The organism is Agrobacterium sp. CFBP2214, from assembly GCF_030209895.1.
Classification (GTDB): domain Bacteria; phylum Pseudomonadota; class Alphaproteobacteria; order Rhizobiales; family Rhizobiaceae; genus Agrobacterium; species Agrobacterium radiobacter.
Genome location: NZ_JARVRC010000003.1, coordinates 923475 through 940119 on the forward strand (window position 1 = coordinate 923475; position 16645 = coordinate 940119).

At 60.8% G+C, this 16645-nt stretch carries 13 protein-coding genes; 5 read left to right on the forward strand and 8 right to left on the reverse strand.

Annotated elements, in window-relative coordinates:
• Positions 1–103: 103 nt before the first annotated feature.
• The 8 genes from QRN60_RS11850 to QRN60_RS11885 form a co-directional block, all read right to left on the reverse strand.
• Positions 104–955, reverse strand: a complete 852-nt coding sequence (locus QRN60_RS11850) for an urease accessory protein UreD (RefSeq protein ID WP_003510148.1) — start codon at positions 953–955, stop codon at positions 104–106.
• Entirely contained in the window at positions 862–2115 is a 1254-nt protein-coding gene (locus QRN60_RS11855; protein WP_003510150.1) for a CE1 family esterase, read from the reverse strand. Before QRN60_RS11855 ends, QRN60_RS11850 begins: the two co-directional genes overlap by 94 nt.
• A gap of 242 nt (positions 2116–2357) precedes the next feature.
• Entirely contained in the window at positions 2358–3053 is a 696-nt protein-coding gene (urtE, locus tag QRN60_RS11860) for an urea ABC transporter ATP-binding subunit UrtE (RefSeq protein ID WP_003510152.1), read from the reverse strand.
• A gap of 208 nt (positions 3054–3261) precedes the next feature.
• The gene (urtD, locus tag QRN60_RS11865) at positions 3262–4023 is read right to left on the reverse strand and encodes an urea ABC transporter ATP-binding protein UrtD (RefSeq protein ID WP_003510154.1); all 762 of its coding nucleotides are present in this window, start codon (positions 4021–4023) and stop codon (positions 3262–3264) included.
• Positions 4024–4027: 4 nt separating this feature from the next.
• Positions 4028–5200 (reverse strand): urea ABC transporter permease subunit UrtC, encoded by a 1173-nt coding sequence (urtC, locus tag QRN60_RS11870; protein WP_003510156.1) that lies wholly within the window; start codon positions 5198–5200, stop codon positions 4028–4030.
• On the reverse strand, positions 5197–6810 hold the full coding sequence (urtB, locus tag QRN60_RS11875) for an urea ABC transporter permease subunit UrtB (RefSeq protein WP_003510157.1): 1614 nt from the start codon (positions 6808–6810) through the stop codon (positions 5197–5199). Before urtB ends, urtC begins: the two co-directional genes overlap by 4 nt.
• Before the next feature lie 283 nt (positions 6811–7093).
• Complete coding sequence (gene urtA / locus QRN60_RS11880; protein ID WP_003510158.1) at positions 7094–8383, reverse strand: urea ABC transporter substrate-binding protein; 1290 nt, start codon at positions 8381–8383, stop codon at positions 7094–7096.
• A 360-nt stretch (positions 8384–8743) separates the two neighbouring features.
• Entirely contained in the window at positions 8744–8950 is a 207-nt protein-coding gene (locus QRN60_RS11885; RefSeq protein ID WP_003510163.1) for a DUF2735 domain-containing protein, read from the reverse strand.
• Between the two features lie 481 nt (positions 8951–9431).
• On the opposite strand from QRN60_RS11885, the gene QRN60_RS11890 reads away from it, so the two are divergent.
• From QRN60_RS11890 to QRN60_RS11910, 5 genes are all read left to right on the forward strand, one after another.
• Positions 9432–10466, forward strand: coding sequence for a glutamine synthetase beta-grasp domain-containing protein (locus QRN60_RS11890; protein WP_003510168.1), 1035 nt, complete (start codon positions 9432–9434; stop codon positions 10464–10466).
• 217 nt (positions 10467–10683) lie between these two features.
• Positions 10684–11454, forward strand: coding sequence for an SDR family oxidoreductase (locus QRN60_RS11895; protein WP_003510171.1), 771 nt, complete (start codon positions 10684–10686; stop codon positions 11452–11454).
• Between the two features lie 43 nt (positions 11455–11497).
• The gene (locus QRN60_RS11900; RefSeq protein WP_129564870.1) at positions 11498–14893 is read left to right on the forward strand and encodes a hybrid sensor histidine kinase/response regulator; all 3396 of its coding nucleotides are present in this window, start codon (positions 11498–11500) and stop codon (positions 14891–14893) included.
• On the forward strand, positions 14890–15819 hold the full coding sequence (locus QRN60_RS11905) for a response regulator (protein ID WP_112355784.1): 930 nt from the start codon (positions 14890–14892) through the stop codon (positions 15817–15819). The genes QRN60_RS11900 and QRN60_RS11905 overlap by 4 nt, the downstream gene beginning before the upstream one ends.
• Positions 15820–16102: 283 nt before the next feature.
• Positions 16103–16627, forward strand: a complete 525-nt coding sequence (locus QRN60_RS11910; RefSeq protein ID WP_099085901.1) for an AAA family ATPase — start codon at positions 16103–16105, stop codon at positions 16625–16627.
• Positions 16628–16645: the final 18 nt, after the last annotated feature.

Consider the following 16645-nt stretch of genomic DNA (forward strand, 5'->3'; position numbering starts at 1 on the left):
CCCGCAGCTTGGCGCCTGCCCCGCAAACAGCGCGATTGCGGCAGGCAGATCCGACGTGTTGACAGACCCCGAAGGACGCCTGTCGCGGGGCAACCTTAAGGGTTTACAGATTCCAGACTTTCGGCACTGGCGCGCCGTTTCGCAAGAGCGAAATGATCGGAAAAAGCAATTTTCTCAAGGAGAAACCATCTTCGGCAGAGACGCGAACGACAAGCTTGCCCTGCCATTCGCTGGCGCCGCCGCTTTCACCGGCAATAGCCCGGATTTTAGGCAGAAGCGCCTCAGCCAGCGGCCCGATATAAAGAAGCGTGGCAAAGGCCACCTGACCAGCCAGAACCGCCGGTTTCGCCGTCAGCGCCGCCACCTCGCCCTGAAGCACAAGTTCTTCCGCATGCACCAGCCTGCCCCCATGGCGAATACGCCAGCGGTCACGAAAGAGACCATGCGTCATCGCCTCGCCCATGGCCTTACGGCCGAGCAGCACGGCTTCGACAGCGATGAATTCGGAGGATTGGTCGAGATCGGCTTCCAGCCGGCGGGTCAAGGAAGCACGGTCGAAGAGGATGGTCTCCTGCGGCAGCCAATGCAGCTTCGCACCCGGCCCGGCGGAAACGCGGGCGGTCACGGCGGCGGTGCCTGATGATGCCTTATAGACCTTTTCGCAGGCCTGCGTGGTCACAACAAGCGAGGTGCCGGCGCCGGCCGTGGCCTGCCATTCGATTTCGTCTCCGCCGGTCAGGCCGCCGGAGGAATTGATGAGGATGGCTTCCGCTTCGTTTGAGAAGGTTTCCGGCAGGCGGATTTTCGCGCAGCCTTCCTGGAACAGTTCGTCCAGCCGGCTGCGGCCTTCAACAGCCTTTGTTACAATGCGTCCTCTGCCACGGGCGCGTTGCTGCCGGACAGGTTGAGCGTCTTGGCGACCGGAAGGGCCGATGGCTTGCTGTTGCTGCTGCACGCGGTCTCCGAAACGGTTGCGGAAGCGGACGAGGTCTTGGCGCCGCAATCCTTCTTGACGACGGCATCCACGACAAGCTGCCCTTCCGTATTGCGGAAGAAATCCCACATTCTTTCGGCCGCATCAACCGTGCGTGTCACTTCGCCTGTGGGCATCTTGCGCTCCACGGCCGGTTCCGCCTTCGGTGTCTGCTCGCCGCCCGGCTTGCGGGTGACGACGGCGTTAGCGGCCAGAACCTCGGCCTTCATGGTGGCGCGCGGCCAGGCATGGTCCCAGTCGTTGATGACATAGGACTGGATGCGTGCGCCAGCCTTGCAGACATCATAGGAATTGACGGTGAAGCTTTCGCCCACCTTGCTTTTGGCAGCGCCCTTGCAGCCATCCATTTCGGCCCAGCGCTTCAACGCCGTTTCGCCGCCATATTGCCAATAGGACTTGCCGCCGCCCTGATAGGGATTGGCCGGGTCTTTCAGCCCGGCAAAGGCGATGATCGACATTGGCCGCACAGGCTGGCAGCTTGCCGCATCCGGTCCCCACTTGCCTTCCGTCTCCAGCGGATAACCGGCGCGCAGCGAAGCAACGAAGCCGGCAGCGTTAAAATCCGCGTTGCCGCTGCAGATGAATTGCGACAGCATGCGCCCGCCGCCGGAATAACCGGAGCCATAAAAACGCTCCTCATCCACGCAGAACTTGCCCTTCACCATGGTGATGGCATCGCGGATGAAACCGACTTCATCGAGCCCGCCCGGCCGCTTGGTGACGCCGGGAACATTCCAGGCATGGGTGCCCGGCAATTCGCCGCTCAGGCTGCCGGCCAGCGCCACGACCATGAGACCGTCACGCTCGGCAAGCTTGTCCCAGCCGCTGCGGTTCAGCTGACCATGCGGATTGCTGTTGGAGCCATGGAAATCGAACACGACCGGCAGCGGCTTATTTCCATCATAGGCCGATGGAACAAAATAGACGCCGTCGCGTTTTTCACCGTTGGAGAGAATGGAAAAATCGTGCCGACCCGATTCCATGCCGGGGCCAATACCCTGACCGCAGGTCGATGCCGACGCTGCGGCCCCTGCGCTTGCGCTGATCACCAGCCCGAGGAACAGGCTGCGTGCGGAACGCACCAACCGGGAAGCCCGGCCCACTGCAAAGTCTTGAATCATTGACACGCCTTTATTGGCACAGTTTCCCGACGATACGTCGAGCGTGCGGGAAATGTAAGGGATCAACAGTCGCGGCGTGCGAATAGACTTCTTCTGTGTCTCGCATGCAGCATTTCATGCGCCCAATACCATAGGCTTTTACTTAATGAAACGCTAAAATTACGCATGAAAGCCATGCACAGGCGCATAGACTTTCAAAATATTAATCGGCCGTTTTTATGCCGTGATCGGCGCACGCAACATTACACCGTCAGATGCCGCCGCGCTTCCGGCGTATCCAGCGTTTCGGCCAGCCCCTCATGCACGATTTCACCGCGGTCCATGATGTAGACGTAATCGGCAAGCTCGCGGCAGAAATCCAGATATTGCTCGACCAGCAGGATCGCCATACCGGTGGAGTCGCGCAGATATTTGATCGCCCGGCCGATATCCTTGATGATCGACGGCTGGATGCCTTCCGTCGGCTCGTCGAGGACGAGGATTTTCGGCCGTGTCACCAGCGCCCGGCCAATCGCAAGCTGCTGCTGCTGGCCACCCGAGAGATCGCCGCCGCGCCGCGACAGCATGGTTTGCAGCACCGGAAACAGGCTGAAAATATCGTCCGGGATGAAACGCTCCCTGCGCGGCAGCGGCGCATAACCGCTCTCCAGATTTTCCTGCACGCTGAGCAGCGGAAAGATTTCCCGTCCCTGCGGCACGTAACCCACCCCGCGCTTAGCCCGCTGGTAAGGTGCGAGCCCGTCGAGCGCCGCATCGCCGAAACGGATGGTGCCGGCGCTGGTGGCCTGCTGGCCGGTGACGGCACGCAAGAGCGAACTTTTGCCGACGCCGTTGCGGCCGAGAACACAGGTGATCTTGCCCATCTCCGCTTTCAGCGACACGCCGCGCAGGGCCTGCGCCGCGCCATAGTGGAGGTTGATGTTTTCGACTGTCAGCATGATAAAACTCCATTGGCGGTATGGTGGGCGGCGTTACCCCCCTCTGCCCTGCCGGGCATCTCCCCCTCAAGGGGGGAGATCAGATGCCGTTCCCGCTCATCCCATCGCCTACTGGTCATGAGGCAGGGTGTTAGCCGCTTGCCGATCTCCCCCCTTGAGGGGGAGATGCCCGGCAGGGCAAAGGGGGGTAACGCCGCAAACACCACCATCACCGCCCCAGATAATTCTCGATCACCTTCGGATCGCTGGACACAAAATCGATCGACCCTTCGGCCAGCACCGAGCCTTCGGCAAGACACGTCACTTTCACGCCCAGCTCGCGGATGAAGCCCATATCGTGCTCCACCACCACAACCGAACGGGTCTTCGCGATCTCCTTCAAAAGCACGGCGGTTTCCGCCGTTTCCGCATCCGTCATGCCGGCGACAGGCTCGTCCACCAGCAGCAGCTTCGGTTCCTGCGCGAGCAGCATGCCGATTTCCAGCCACTGTTTCTGGCCATGCGAAAGGTTGGCGGCGAGATCGCCGCGGCGGTGGCCGAGACGCACGGTGGCGAGGATTTCCTCGATGCGCACCTTGTCCTCCTCCGTCAGCCGATAGAACAGCGTGGCGAAGACGCCGCGCTTGCGGTTCAGCGCCAGTTCCAGATTGTCCCAGACGGTATGGCTTTCAAACACCGTCGGCTTCTGGAACTTCCGCCCGATGCCGAGCTGGGCGATATCCGCCTCATCCTTTTTCGTGAGGTCGATACTGTCTTCAAACAGCACCCTGCCCGTGTCCGGCCGCGTCTTGCCGGTGATGATATCCATCATCGTCGTCTTGCCCGCGCCATTCGGGCCGATGATGGCGCGGAGTTCACCCGGCTCCACCACGAAGGAGAGCGAGTTGAGCGCCTTGAAACCATCGAAAGAAACGGAAACGCCATCAAGATAAAGCAGGCTTTTGGTTCTGTTTTCGGAAACCGTGTTCATGGGCTTACTCCGCCGCCTGTTGCGCAACCGCGCTGTCGTTGCCGGGCTGCTGAGCAGCGCCTGCCGCACGCGCGACCCGCTTTTCACGCCGCCCGACGAGATAATGCTGCACGGTGCCGACAATGCCCTTCGGGAAGAACAGCGTCACCGCGATGAAAAGGCCCCCCAGCGCAAACAGCCAGAATTCGGGGAAAGCGCCGGTGAAATAGCTCTTGCCGCCATTGACCAGAACAGCGCCGATGATCGGCCCGATCAGCGTGCCGCGTCCGCCCACCGCCGTCCACACCACCACTTCGATGGAGTTGGCGGGGGAGAATTCGCCGGGGTTGATGATGCCCACCTGCGGCACGAACAGCGCCCCGGCAATGCCCGCCATCATGGCTGACACGACGAAGGTGAAGAGCTTGATGTTCTCCACCCTAAACCCAAGGAAGCGCACCCGGCTTTCGGCATCACGCACGCCCACCAGCACCTTGCCGAATTTGGAATTGACGATGCCGGATGCAATCAGCAGCGATATCGCCAGCATCACGGCCGTCATCGCAAACAGCACGGCACGCGTGCCATCCGCCTGCACGGAAAAGCCGAGGATATCCTTGAAATCGGTGAGGCCATTATTGCCGCCAAAACCCATATCGTTGCGGAAGAAGGCGAGCAACAGGGCATAGGTCATGGCCTGGGTGATGATCGAGAGATAAACACCATTGACGCGCGAGCGGAAGGCGAACCAGCCGAACACGAAGGCGAGCAGGCCCGGTACGACAAGCACCATCAACGCCGCAAACCAGAACATGTCGAAGCCGTGCCAGAACCACGGCAGTTCCTTCCAGTTGAGGAAGACCATGAAGTCAGGCAGCACGGGATGGCCATAGACCCCGCGCGTACCGATCTGCCGCATCAGATACATGCCCATGGCATAACCGCCGAGCGCGAAGAAGGCGGCGTGGCCAAGCGAGAGAATGCCGCAATAACCCCAGACAAGATCAAGCGCCAGCGCCAGCAGCGCATAGGAGAGATATTTGCCCAGCATCGACATGATGTAGGTCGGGATGCGGAACGCGCTATCTGCTGGCAAAAGCAGGTTGGAGGCGGGCACCAGCACGGCGATGGCCAGGATGATGCCGATGGCGATGGAAATGCGGCGATCGAGCGCGCGCAGGAGGAAGCCGGTAATCATGCTTCGATCGCCCTTCCCTTGAGTGCGAAGAGACCACGCGGCCGCTTCTGGATGAACAGGATGATGAGGACGAGCACAAGGATCTTGCCAAGCACGGCGCCCACCGTCGGTTCAAGGAACTTGTTGAGCACGCCGAGCGAGAGCGCCCCCACCAGCGTTCCCCAGAGATTGCCGACACCGCCGAACACCACCACCATGAAACTGTCGATGATGTAGCTCTGGCCGAGATTGGGAGAGACATTGTCGATCTGCGAAAGCGCCACACCCGCAAGACCGGCGACGCCGGAACCGAGCGCGAAGGTGAAGGCATCCACCCAGGGTGTGCGGATGCCCATGGAAGAGGCCATGCGGCGGTTCTGGGTCACGGCGCGCATCTGCAACCCGAAGGAGGAGCGCTTCAAAAGTACCAGCAGCGCGAAGAAGACCGAGAGCGAGAAACAGACAATCCAGACCCGGTTCCAGGTGAAATTGAGATAACCGACGCTGAAGGAGCCGGACATCCAGCCGGGGCTGCCGACTTCCCGGTTGGTCGGGCCGAAGATGGAGCGCACGCCCTGTTGCAGGATGAGTGAAATGCCCCAGGTGGCCAGCAGCGTTTCCAGCGGCCGCCCGTAAAGGAAGCGGATGACGCCACGCTCCATGATGAGCCCGACGAAGGCCGTCACCAGAAAAGCAGCTGGCAGTGCGATGGCGAGCGACCAGTCGAACAGGCCGGGGAAATGGCTGCGGATCAGCTCCTGCACCATGAAGGTGGAGTAAGCGCCGATCATCACCATCTCGCCATGCGCCATATTGATGATGCCCATGACGCCGAAGGTGATGGCAAGACCGATGGCGGCCAGCAGCAGCACGGAACCGAGCGACAGGCCGTACCATACATTCTGTGCGTAATCCCAGAAGGCGAGCGCGCTTTCGATGCTCGCAATGGCGTTGTCGATATCCGGCTTCAGGCTCTGATCCACCGACGAGGACGCCGCCATGAGGATACCGATGGCATCGCGGCCACCAAGGTTCTTGATGGTGGCGATCGCTTCTTTCTTTACCTCGACGGGGCGGTCGGAGGAGAGCAGCGAGACGGCCCGCGCCTCCTCCATCCGGGTCCGCACCTCATTATCGGTTTCCTTGGCTATGGCGGCTTCCAGCAATTCGAGATTTTCCGCGCTCGGCGCTTTCAAGACGGCATCAGCCGCCGAAAGCCGCACGGATTTTTCCGGGCTTAGCAGGGTCAGACCGCCGAGAGCGGCACGGATGACGCGGCGAAGATTGTTGTTGATCTTGATCTTGGAGACAGCGGCCTTGGGGGCTTCACCGGCGCTTTCGCCGCTCAGCGGATCGATCAACGTGAAGCTCGACCCTGTCGGTTTCGTCATGAACACCAGATTATCGGTCTTGCGCACGTAAAGATCACCCGCCGCGAAAGCCTCGAGCGCCGGCACGACCCGCGCATCGCCGGTGGCGGCGATCTGCCCGATCAGCGTTTCGGCCTGTTTGAAGTCCGCCGTGCCGAGTTGGTCGATCAGCGCCTTCGGATCGCTTTGCGCGAAGGATTGCGCCGCGATCCCGAGGGTGAGCCAGAGAAAGATGGCTCCGAGAAAAGATCGGATCGTCATGTCGGGTTCCTTGGAGCGTTTCCGATAAAAGCGCCGTCTGTGGGTGCCGCCACCCCCCTCTGCCCTGCCGGGCATCTCCCCCACAGGTGGGGAGATCGGCAAGGGGCGCCTGCATCGCTCTATCTCAACCGATGAGGAGGGCGGGGCGCCTTGCCGCGAGTCGATCTCCCCACCTGTGGGGGAGATGCCCGGCAGGGCAGAGGGGGGCATGCTTGTTCAGTTCGGGCGATAGGAGTGCAAAGTCACCGCCCCCGACAAGGGGGCGGCAACCAACCGTCGCTAATCAGCTACCCTTGCCGCCGCACTTGCCACTGGCCACATTGAAGTTGCCGCAAGACATCGGCTTCCTCCAATCCGAGATCAGATCCTTCGAGTCCGGCAGGTAATCCGACCATTCATCACCCACCACCTGCGGTGTCTGCTGCACGATCTCAAACTGCCCATCGGCCTGGATTTCGCCGATCAGCACCGGCTTGGTGATGTGGTGGTTCGGCATGACGGTGGAGTAACCGCCCGAAAGGTTCGGCACCGAAACGCCGATGATCGAGTCCAGGACCTTGTCCGTATCGGTCGTGCCGGCGGATTCGACGGCCTTTACCCAGGCGTTGAAACCGATATAGGCCGCTTCCATCGGGTCGTTGGTCACGCGCTTGTCGTTTTTCGTAAACGCGTGCCAGGTCTTGATGAACTCGGCATTGACCGGAGCATCGACAGACTGGAAGTAGTTCCAGGCGGCAAGGTGGCCGACGAGCGGTGCGGTATCGAGACCGGCAAGCTCTTCTTCGCCAACAGAGAAGGCGACGACCGGAATGTCTTCCGCCTTGATGCCCTGGTTCGCCAGTTCTTTGTAGAACGGCACGTTGGCGTCGCCGTTGATGGTGGAGACCACGGCGGTCTTCTTGCCGGCCGAGCCGAACTTCTTGATGTCGGACACGATCGTCTGCCAGTCGGAATGACCGAACGGCGTGTAGTTGATCATGATGTCCTCTTCCTTGACGCCCTTCGACATCAGGTAGGCCTTCAGGATCTTGTTGGTGGTCTGCGGGTAGACATAGTCCGTACCGGCCAGAACCCAGCGCTCCACACCTTCGGTGCTGGCGAGATAATCGACGGCCGGAATGGCCTGCTGGTTCGGTGCCGCACCCGTATAGAAGATGTTGCGCGAGGATTCTTCACCCTCGTACTGAACCGGGTAGAACAGGATCGAATTCAGTTCCTCGAAAACCGGCAGCACTGATTTGCGCGAGGAAGACGTCCAGCAGCCGAAAACGGCGGCGACCTTGTCCTGCGAAATCAGCTGGCGGGCCTTTTCGGCAAACAGCGGCCAATCGGAGGCCGGATCGACCACGACGGCTTCGAGCTTCTTGCCGAGAACGCCGCCCTTCTTGTTCTGCTCGTCGATGAGCATCAACATGGCGTCCTTCAGCGTCGTCTCTGAAATCGCCATGGTACCGGAAAGCGAATGCAGCACGCCGACCTTGATCGTGTCATCAGCTGCAAACGCGCCGTGGAAGGCGGTGGTGGACAGGATCGCGCCAAGCAGCGCGGCACTAAGCGTCTTGCGGAACATCATCGGAAGAACCCCTCTCCTTGTTGGCCTCTCATCGAGGCTCAGCGGCATCTGCGGCCGCTGCTGGGAGGGACTATCGATCTCGCGGACGCGAAACCGTATACGTCAATTGACGTAGGCGGGGTGGCGAAAGATGCAGGGAAGGAGATTTGGGAGAAAGCTCGGCTTAAACATCCGCCGGCTTTTATGTTCGACCGTCCCGCCTATTCGACGTCATCCTCGCCCTTGAGGCGAGGATCCATAGGCGCTCCCATCGTGGATCCACGGGTCAAGCCCGAGGTTGACGCAGAGTGGGCCTGAAGAGTTGAAGACGCAAACGTGGCTAGGCCCACCGCAATCGGTAAAACTTCACAAGAAGCCAGATCAGGAATGCGGCTTGTCGTTCCGTTCTTCGTCGCGGATCGCATCATCGTGATACCAGGAACCGAAGTCGATATGCGGTTCCTGCGCCTGGCGCTCGAGGTCGTTCAGGCCGCTGCTGCGGAACTTCGAAAGACCCGCGCGCCCGCCGACCGGGAATTGATAGATCGTTGCCGTCTCGCGATGAATGCCAGTTGCCATTTCGATCATCTCACTTTGTTTGCATCGAAGCACTTTTTGTATGGAGCAAACCCGCAAGCGCCGGATTCGCTCCGTTTGATTAAAAAAAAATCACGTTGCGAAAAATATAGGCATTAATCGCCTCATCTACAAGAAAAACCATTCCGAAAGCGCCGGTTTTTGGGGCAAATGCCGATCCCTCGCGCGCAATTGAAATCATTGCACCGCAGCAGGGCATTTCCCCGCAAGACGTCGGCTATCTATCAGGATTCAATGATGAAACATGAGGGGTGAATTTGCCTGCCGCAGTGCAGCAGAAGCGGACCGAGGTGATACCGCAGCCCCTGCATGACAGGGCCCCTGAAAGATTTTTCGAAGAATTCGCCCGATATCGCCAATCTGGCACGCGGCATGCATCTAACCCGTCAGCCCTTGAACGCGAATGCGCTTCCGGTGGTCAAAGCCACGGGAGGCCTCAAGGCTTCGCATTGTTACCTATGAGAGGTTCGTAATGACTAAGTTCAAACTCGAGTACATCTGGCTGGACGGATACAAGCCGGTCCCCAACCTGCGCGGCAAGACACAGGTCAAGGAATTCGACGAGTTCCCGACGCTCGAGCAGCTGCCGCTTTGGGGTTTTGATGGCTCGTCCACCCAGCAGGCCGAAGGCCACTCGTCGGATTGCGTGCTGAAGCCCGTTGCGATCTATCCCGATCCGGCCCGCACCAACGGCGTACTCGTCATGTGCGAAGTCATGATGCCTGATGGCGTCACCCCGCATGCATCGAACAGCCGCGCGACCATCCTCGACGACGAGGACGCATGGTTCGGCTTCGAACAGGAATATTTCTTCTACCAGGACGGCCGCCCGCTCGGCTTCCCCGAGCAGGGTTACCCGGCTCCGCAGGGTCCGTATTACACCGGCGTCGGCTTCAAGAACGTCGGCTCGGTTGCCCGCGAAATCGTTGAAGAACATCTCGACCTCTGCCTCGAAGCCGGCATTAACCACGAAGGCATCAACGCCGAAGTGGCCAAGGGCCAGTGGGAATTCCAGGTATTCGGCAAGGGCTCCAAGCGCGCCGCCGACCAGATCTGGATCGCCCGTTACCTGCTGCTGCGTCTTTGCGAACAGTACGGCATCGACGTCGAATTCCATTGCAAGCCGCTCGGCGATACCGACTGGAACGGTTCGGGCATGCATTGCAACTTCTCCACCAAGTTCATGCGTGAAGTTGGCGGCAAGGAGTATTTCGAAGCCCTCATGGCAGCTTTCGCCAAGAACTGGCAGGAGCACATCGACGTTTACGGTCCGGACAACCACCTGCGCCTGACCGGCAAGCACGAAACCGCTCCGTGGAACAAGTTCTCCTACGGCGTTGCCGACCGTGGCGCCTCGATCCGCGTTCCGCACTCCTTCGTCAACAACGGTTACCGTGGTTACCTCGAAGACCGTCGTCCGAACTCGCAGGGCTGCCCTTACCAGATCGCTTCCGTCGTTCTGAAGACGATTGCAGAAGTGCCGCTCGCAAAGTCGGCTGCTGCCTGATAACCCAAGACATGGCGTCGCCCGCAACCGGGCGACGCCATTTTTATGTCCACCGAACGGCCGGACCGGACAGGCGACCTTTCGCCCTCTGCCCTGCGTGGAATATTCTTGCCTATGCGCAAACTCGAAGACGTTGCGTGGCTTTGACCAACCGCATCGGCTTTTCCGAACCGCGACACGGTTTTCGGTCCGATGCTCTAAAGCAAGAAGGTGAGCGATGGGCATTCTCAAAAAATTCTCTCTCGAAAACCGCATCGCCATCATCACAGGCAGCGGCCGCGGCCTCGGTTTCGAAATCGCCAGGGCCTTTGCCGAGGCTGGGGCCCATGTGTGGCTGACCGGCCGTAACGCCGAGGCGCTGGAACAGGCAGCAGGCACACTTCGGCAAGCCGGCGGAAAAGCCGATTATGCCGCTTTCGACATTGCCGATACCGCCGCCGGAACTGCCCTCGTCCACCGCATCATGGACGAATTCGGCCATCTCGATATCCTCGTCAACAATGTTGGCGCACGCGACCGCCGCCCGCTTTCCGAATTCAGCGACGAGGACGTGCTGGAGCTTATCCGCACCGACCTCACCTCCTCCGTCTCGCTGTCGCGAGACGCCGCGCAAGCCATGAACACCAACGGTTACGGCCGCATCATCACCATCACCTCCATTCTCGGCCACATCGTCAGGCCGGGCGATGCGATCTATCCCGTTGCCAAGCAGGGGCTAACCGGGCTGATGCGCGCAATAGCTGTCGAATATGGTGCGCGCGGCATCACCAGCAACGCCATTGCACCCGGCATGTTCGCCACGGAAACCAATGCGGCCCTTGCCGAAAACCCTGACATGGTCGCCTTTGCCAAACTGCGCGTGCCGCTGGAACGCTGGGGCAGGCCGGATGAAATCGCCGGTGCAGCCCTGTTTCTGGCCAGCGACGCCTCCTCCTTCGTCAACGGCCATGTGCTGACGGTGGATGGCGGCATGTCGGTGCGGCTGTGAGAATGGCAAAACACCTTTTGCGGAAAGGGGCTGGATCCTAGGCATGGCCGCACGGCAACGCATCATCCCCGTCAGGCGCGAATATAACCGCTGGGTCGCCAACCAGACGCTGGAAGATTATGCGCTGCGCTTCACCGCTAAAAGCGCCCGGCAATTTTCGTCCAACCGCATCTCCCACACCGCCATCGGCGCTATTTCCTTTCTGGCACTGGAAGCCATCGGCGGCGCGATCACGCTGTCATACGGCACCACCAACGCCTTTTACGCCATCATCGTCGCGGCCATTGCCATGCTTGCCGTCGGCCTGCCGATCAGCCGTTACGCCATCCGTCACGGCGTCGATATCGATCTCCTGACACGCGGCGCGAGCTTCGGTTACATCGGCTCCACCATCACCTCGCTGATCTACGCCGCCTTTACCTTCATGCTCTTCGCCATAGAGGCGTCGATCATGTCCGGCGCGCTGGAGCTGGCGCTCGGCATTCCCCTGTGGATCGGCTACATCATCTCCGCCGTCATGGTCATTCCGCTCGTCACCCACGGCGTGCGCCTCATCAGCCGTTTCCAGATCATCACCCAGCCCTTCTGGATCGTGCTGAATGTATTGCCCTTCATCTTCATCGCTTTGATGGACTGGGAAAAATACGATCTGTGGCGGGCCTTTTCCGGCATTCATCACGCCTCCGGTCCGCCGGGCACCGTGGCCCATTTCAATCTGGTGGAATTCGGCGCGGCGTCTGCCGTCATCCTCGCGCTGATGTCGCAGATCGGCGAACAGGTGGATTTCCTGCGCTTCCTGCCCGCCGAGGGCCAGAGCCGTCTGCGCCATCGCATCGCGGTCTTTCTGGCCGGTGCTGGCTGGGTCGTCGTCGGCGTGCCGAAGCTGCTGGCCGGTTCCTTCCTCGTGGTCTTGACCTTCAGTTCCGGCGTCTCGGTGGACCGCGCCGCCGATCCGGCCCAGATGTACCTGACCGCCTTCGGCTACATGATCCCCAACCATACGGCGGCCATGCTGCTGATGGTCGCCTTCGTGGTGGTCTCGCAGCTGAAAATCAACGTCATGAACGCCTATGCGGGCTCGCTCGCCTGGTCCAACTTCTTCTCCCGCCTCACCCACAGCCATCCCGGCCGCGTGGTCTGGCTGGTCTTCAACGTGGTGATCGCGCTGCTGTTGATGGAACTCGGCATCTATCGCCTGCTGGAAGAAACGCTCGGCATTTTTTCCATCGTCGCCATGGCCTGGCTCTGCACCATCTCGGCCGATCTGTTCATCAACAAGCCGCTCGGCCTTGCCCCACCGGGCATCGAGTTCAAGCGCGCCCATCTCTACGATATCAATCCCGTCGGCGTTGGCTCCATGGCGCTTTCGGCCACCATTGCGCTGATGGCGCATTTCGGCACCTTCGGCGCACTCGCTGCCTCGCTAGCGCCCTATCTCACCCTCATCGTCGCCTTCATCGCCTCGCCGCTGATCGCCTGGGGCACGAAGGGCAAATTCTATCTGGCCCGCAAGCCGCGCCAGAAATGGCGCGAGCTGAGCGCCATCACCTGCTCCATCTGCGAACACCCGTTCGAGCCGGAAGACATGGCATGGTGTCCGGCCTATGCGGCGCCGATCTGTTCGCTCTGCTGCTCGCTGGACAGCCGCTGCCATGACATGTGCAAGCCGAAGGCCAAGCTCAACTATCAGGTCGCAACCGTCGCAAAGACCTTCCTGCCGAGGCAACTGGTGGCAAAGCTCGCCACGCGTCTCGGGCGTTACGGCATGGCGGCGGCCATTGCCGTCACCGCCATCGGCGGCATTCTCGCCTTGATCGCCCATCAGGTCGGCACCGCCTCGCCGGCGACCGCTGACGTGGTCAACCGCACCATCCTCATCGTGTTTTTCGTCTTCGCCGTCATTGCCGGCATTGTCTGCTGGTTTCTTGTTCTCGCCCATGACAGTCGGGTGGTCGCGGAAGAGGAATCCTCGCGCCAGAACACATTGCTGCTGAAGGAAATCGCCGCCCACAAGAAGACCGACGCCGCCCTTCAGGACGCCAAGGAAACGGCTGAGGCCGCCAACCGCGCCAAGAGCCGCTACGTCGTCGGCCTAAGCCACGAGCTGCGCACGCCGCTCAACGCCGTTCTTGGTTACGCTCAGATCCTCGAGCGTGACGAGACCATTCCCCCTCCCCGGCAATCGGCCATCAAGGTCATTCGCCGTTCCGCCGACCATCTCTCCGGCCTGATCGACGGGCTTCTGGATATTTCCAAGATTGAGGCTGGCCGCCTGCAGGTCTATTCCAACGAGATCAATATTCAGGATTTCCTCGACCAGATCGTCGATATGTTCCGCCCGCAGGCGCAGGCCAAGGGTCTGGAATTCCGGCATGAACGCGCCCATTCCCTGCCGCAATATGTGCGCACGGATGAAAAGCGGCTGCGCCAGATTCTCGTCAACCTGCTCTCCAACGCCATCAAGTTCACCGATGAGGGCAGCGTCACCTTCGATGTCGCCTATCGCAGTCAGGTGGCAAGCTTCACGGTTTCCGATACCGGGCGCGGCATCACCGAAAAAGATCTCGCCCGCATCTACGAGCCTTTCCAGCGTGGCGAGGCCGAAAGCGTGCGCCCTATGCCGGGCCTCGGCCTGGGGCTGACAATCACAAGGCTTCTGACCAATACGCTGGGCGGTGAGATTTCCGTTTCGAGCGAGAAGGATCAAGGCTCCACCTTCCGCGTCCGCTTGATGCTCTCCGCCGTGCACCGGCCAAGCACCGCGCCTGCGCCGGAAAAGACCATCCGCTCCTATTCCGGCCCACGCCGCACCATCGTCGTGGTTGATGACAACGAAGACCATCGCGAGCTGATGCGGCAGGTGCTCTCGCCGCTGGATTTCGTAGTGCTGACCGCCCAGAGCGGACCGGAATGCCTGACGCTGATCGAAGGTGTGAAGCCCGACCTTTTCCTCATCGATATTTCCATGCCCGGCATGACCGGCTGGCAGCTCGTGACGAAACTGCGCGAAGCCGGCCAGATCGCCCCGCTCATCATGCTCTCGGCCAATATCGGCGATGGAACCGTTGCGGGTGCGGGCGAGGACAATCACAACGACGCCATCGCCAAGCCGGTTGATATCCGCCATCTCTGCGACAGGCTTGCCGTGCATCTCGGCCTCAAATGGATTTACGATACGGACTTGCCGCCGGCGCCCACACCGCAGCCCCCGGCGCAGATCGTTCATCCGGGCGCGATCCATATTCAAGATTTGCAACGGCTCGGCGAAATAGGTTACATACGCGGCATAGAGGCGAAACTCGCCGATCTTGCCCGCAACACGGATAACCTGCCTTTCACGCAAGAGCTCGGCACCTATGTGCAGGCTTTCGATCTGGCCGGTTACGCGCATTTTCTCAAGCGGTTTTCAGATAGCGACAGGGGAGACGGCAAGGCATGAGCGGGCCAGGCGCAGCACTGCCGAGAGACATCGTATTGCTGGTGGATGACAGCCCGGAGGCGCTTGGTTTCTTGACCGATGCGCTGGAACAATCAGGCTTTTCGGCGCTGATCGCCACCTCGGGTCAGGCCGCCCTCAACATTGCCGAGCGCATCACGCCCGATATCATCCTGCTCGATGCCGTCATGCCTTCGATGGACGGTTTCGAAACCTGCCGTCGCCTGAAGGCCAATGCCGCCGTGGCGCAGGTGCCTGTCATCTTCATGACCGGGCTGACGGAGACGGAACATGTGGTGCGGGCGCTGGAATCCGGTGGTGTCGACTATCTGACCAAGCCGATCAATATCGACGAGCTGCGCGCCCGCATCCGCGTGCATCTCTCCAATGCCCGCTCGGCGCAAAGCGCCCGCGTGGCGCTCGATGCCGCCGGACGCCACCTGCTCGCCGTGCGCGCCAATGGCGCCATCCACTGGTCAACCCCGCAGGCGACGCGGCTGGTCAATGCGGCCACCGGCCGCGATGATGGGCTGGAAATCGTCGTCAGCCATATTGCCGGCTGGCTGGGCAACCGGGCGACGGCGGATACCGCCCGCGACACACCGCTGACAATCACACAGGCCGGGCGTCCCGCCCTGCAACTCTCCTTCCTCGGCGCCATGGGGCCGGACGAACATCTCTTCCGCCTGACCGCCGCCAACGAGAAATCGGACGACCATCTGCTGAAAGAACATTTCGCGCTGACGACCCGGGAATCGGAAGTGCTGCTGTGGATCGCCAAGGGTAAATCCAACCGCGATATCGGCGATATTCTCGGCCTTTCCGCGAGAACCGTGAACAAACATCTTGAGCAGATCTATGTGAAGCTCGGCGTGGAGAACCGCGCTTCGGCGGCCGTCAAGGCGGCGCATATTCTGCATCAGGGATGACGGCTGCATTTCGTGCGGCCAGGTTCAAAAAACATATATTTTCTGCGTGAGCGCAGAACACCAATTTATTGACCGAGCGAGTGCCGCTTGTTTCTTCTCCCCGCCGGGGAGAAGGTCGCGGCAGCGGGATGAGAGGGCTAGGGTAGCGATATCCGGAGAGCTTGCCCCCTCATCCGACCCTTCGGGCCGCCTTCTCCCCGACGGGGAGAAGAAACAAGCCTCAACCCCCGCCTCCCAAAAATCACCTCTCAATCAACCTGAACCCAACACAGGAGAAACACCCATGGACCGTTTCATCATCCTTTCCGGCTGCTCCGGCGGCGGCAAATCCACCCTCCTCACACAACTTGCCCGGCGCGGTTTCGCCACCGTCGAGGAGCCCGGTCGGCGCATCGTCATCGAAGAAACCCGCAATAACGGCACCGCCCTGCCCTGGATCGACATCGAGGCTTTCGCCCGCCGGGCGATCGCCATGGCGCTGGAAGACCGGCAAAAGGCGCCGGCGGAAGGCCTCGTCTTTTTCGACCGCGGCCTGATCGACGCCGCATCCGCGCTGAGCCATGTCAGCGGCGATGGCTTCATCGATACGCTGAAAAACACGCACCGCTATAACCCTCTGGTTTTCCTCACCCCGCCCTGGCCTGAAATCTATCAGGGCGACGATGAACGCCGGCATGATTTCGACGCCGCGGTCGAGGAGTATGATCGTCTCGTCCGGGACTATGAAACGCTTGGCTACGATAGTGTCGTGCTGCCAAAATCAGGCATCGAGGAACGTGCCGACTTTATCCTGGCGCGGATCGGCTGACAGCGACAGGTTCGGCCT

Coding starts and splice junctions, on each gene's coding strand:
- QRN60_RS11855 (WP_003510150.1), bottom strand. CDS start 2,115: ATGATTCAAGACTTTGCAGTGGGCCGGGCTTCCCGGTTGGTGCGTTCC.
- urtE (WP_003510152.1), bottom strand. CDS start 3,053: ATGCTGACAGTCGAAAACATCAACCTCCACTATGGCGCGGCGCAGGCC.
- urtD (WP_003510154.1), bottom strand. CDS start 4,023: ATGAACACGGTTTCCGAAAACAGAACCAAAAGCCTGCTTTATCTTGAT.
- urtC (WP_003510156.1), bottom strand. CDS start 5,200: ATGATTACCGGCTTCCTCCTGCGCGCGCTCGATCGCCGCATTTCCATC.
- urtB (WP_003510157.1), bottom strand. CDS start 6,810: ATGACGATCCGATCTTTTCTCGGAGCCATCTTTCTCTGGCTCACCCTC.
- urtA (WP_003510158.1), bottom strand. CDS start 8,383: ATGATGTTCCGCAAGACGCTTAGTGCCGCGCTGCTTGGCGCGATCCTG.
- QRN60_RS11885 (WP_003510163.1), bottom strand. CDS start 8,950: ATGATCGAAATGGCAACTGGCATTCATCGCGAGACGGCAACGATCTAT.
- QRN60_RS11890 (WP_003510168.1), top strand. CDS start 9,432: ATGACTAAGTTCAAACTCGAGTACATCTGGCTGGACGGATACAAGCCG.
- QRN60_RS11895 (WP_003510171.1), top strand. CDS start 10,684: ATGGGCATTCTCAAAAAATTCTCTCTCGAAAACCGCATCGCCATCATC.
- QRN60_RS11900 (WP_129564870.1), top strand. CDS start 11,498: ATGGCCGCACGGCAACGCATCATCCCCGTCAGGCGCGAATATAACCGC.
- QRN60_RS11905 (WP_112355784.1), top strand. CDS start 14,890: ATGAGCGGGCCAGGCGCAGCACTGCCGAGAGACATCGTATTGCTGGTG.
- QRN60_RS11910 (WP_099085901.1), top strand. CDS start 16,103: ATGGACCGTTTCATCATCCTTTCCGGCTGCTCCGGCGGCGGCAAATCC.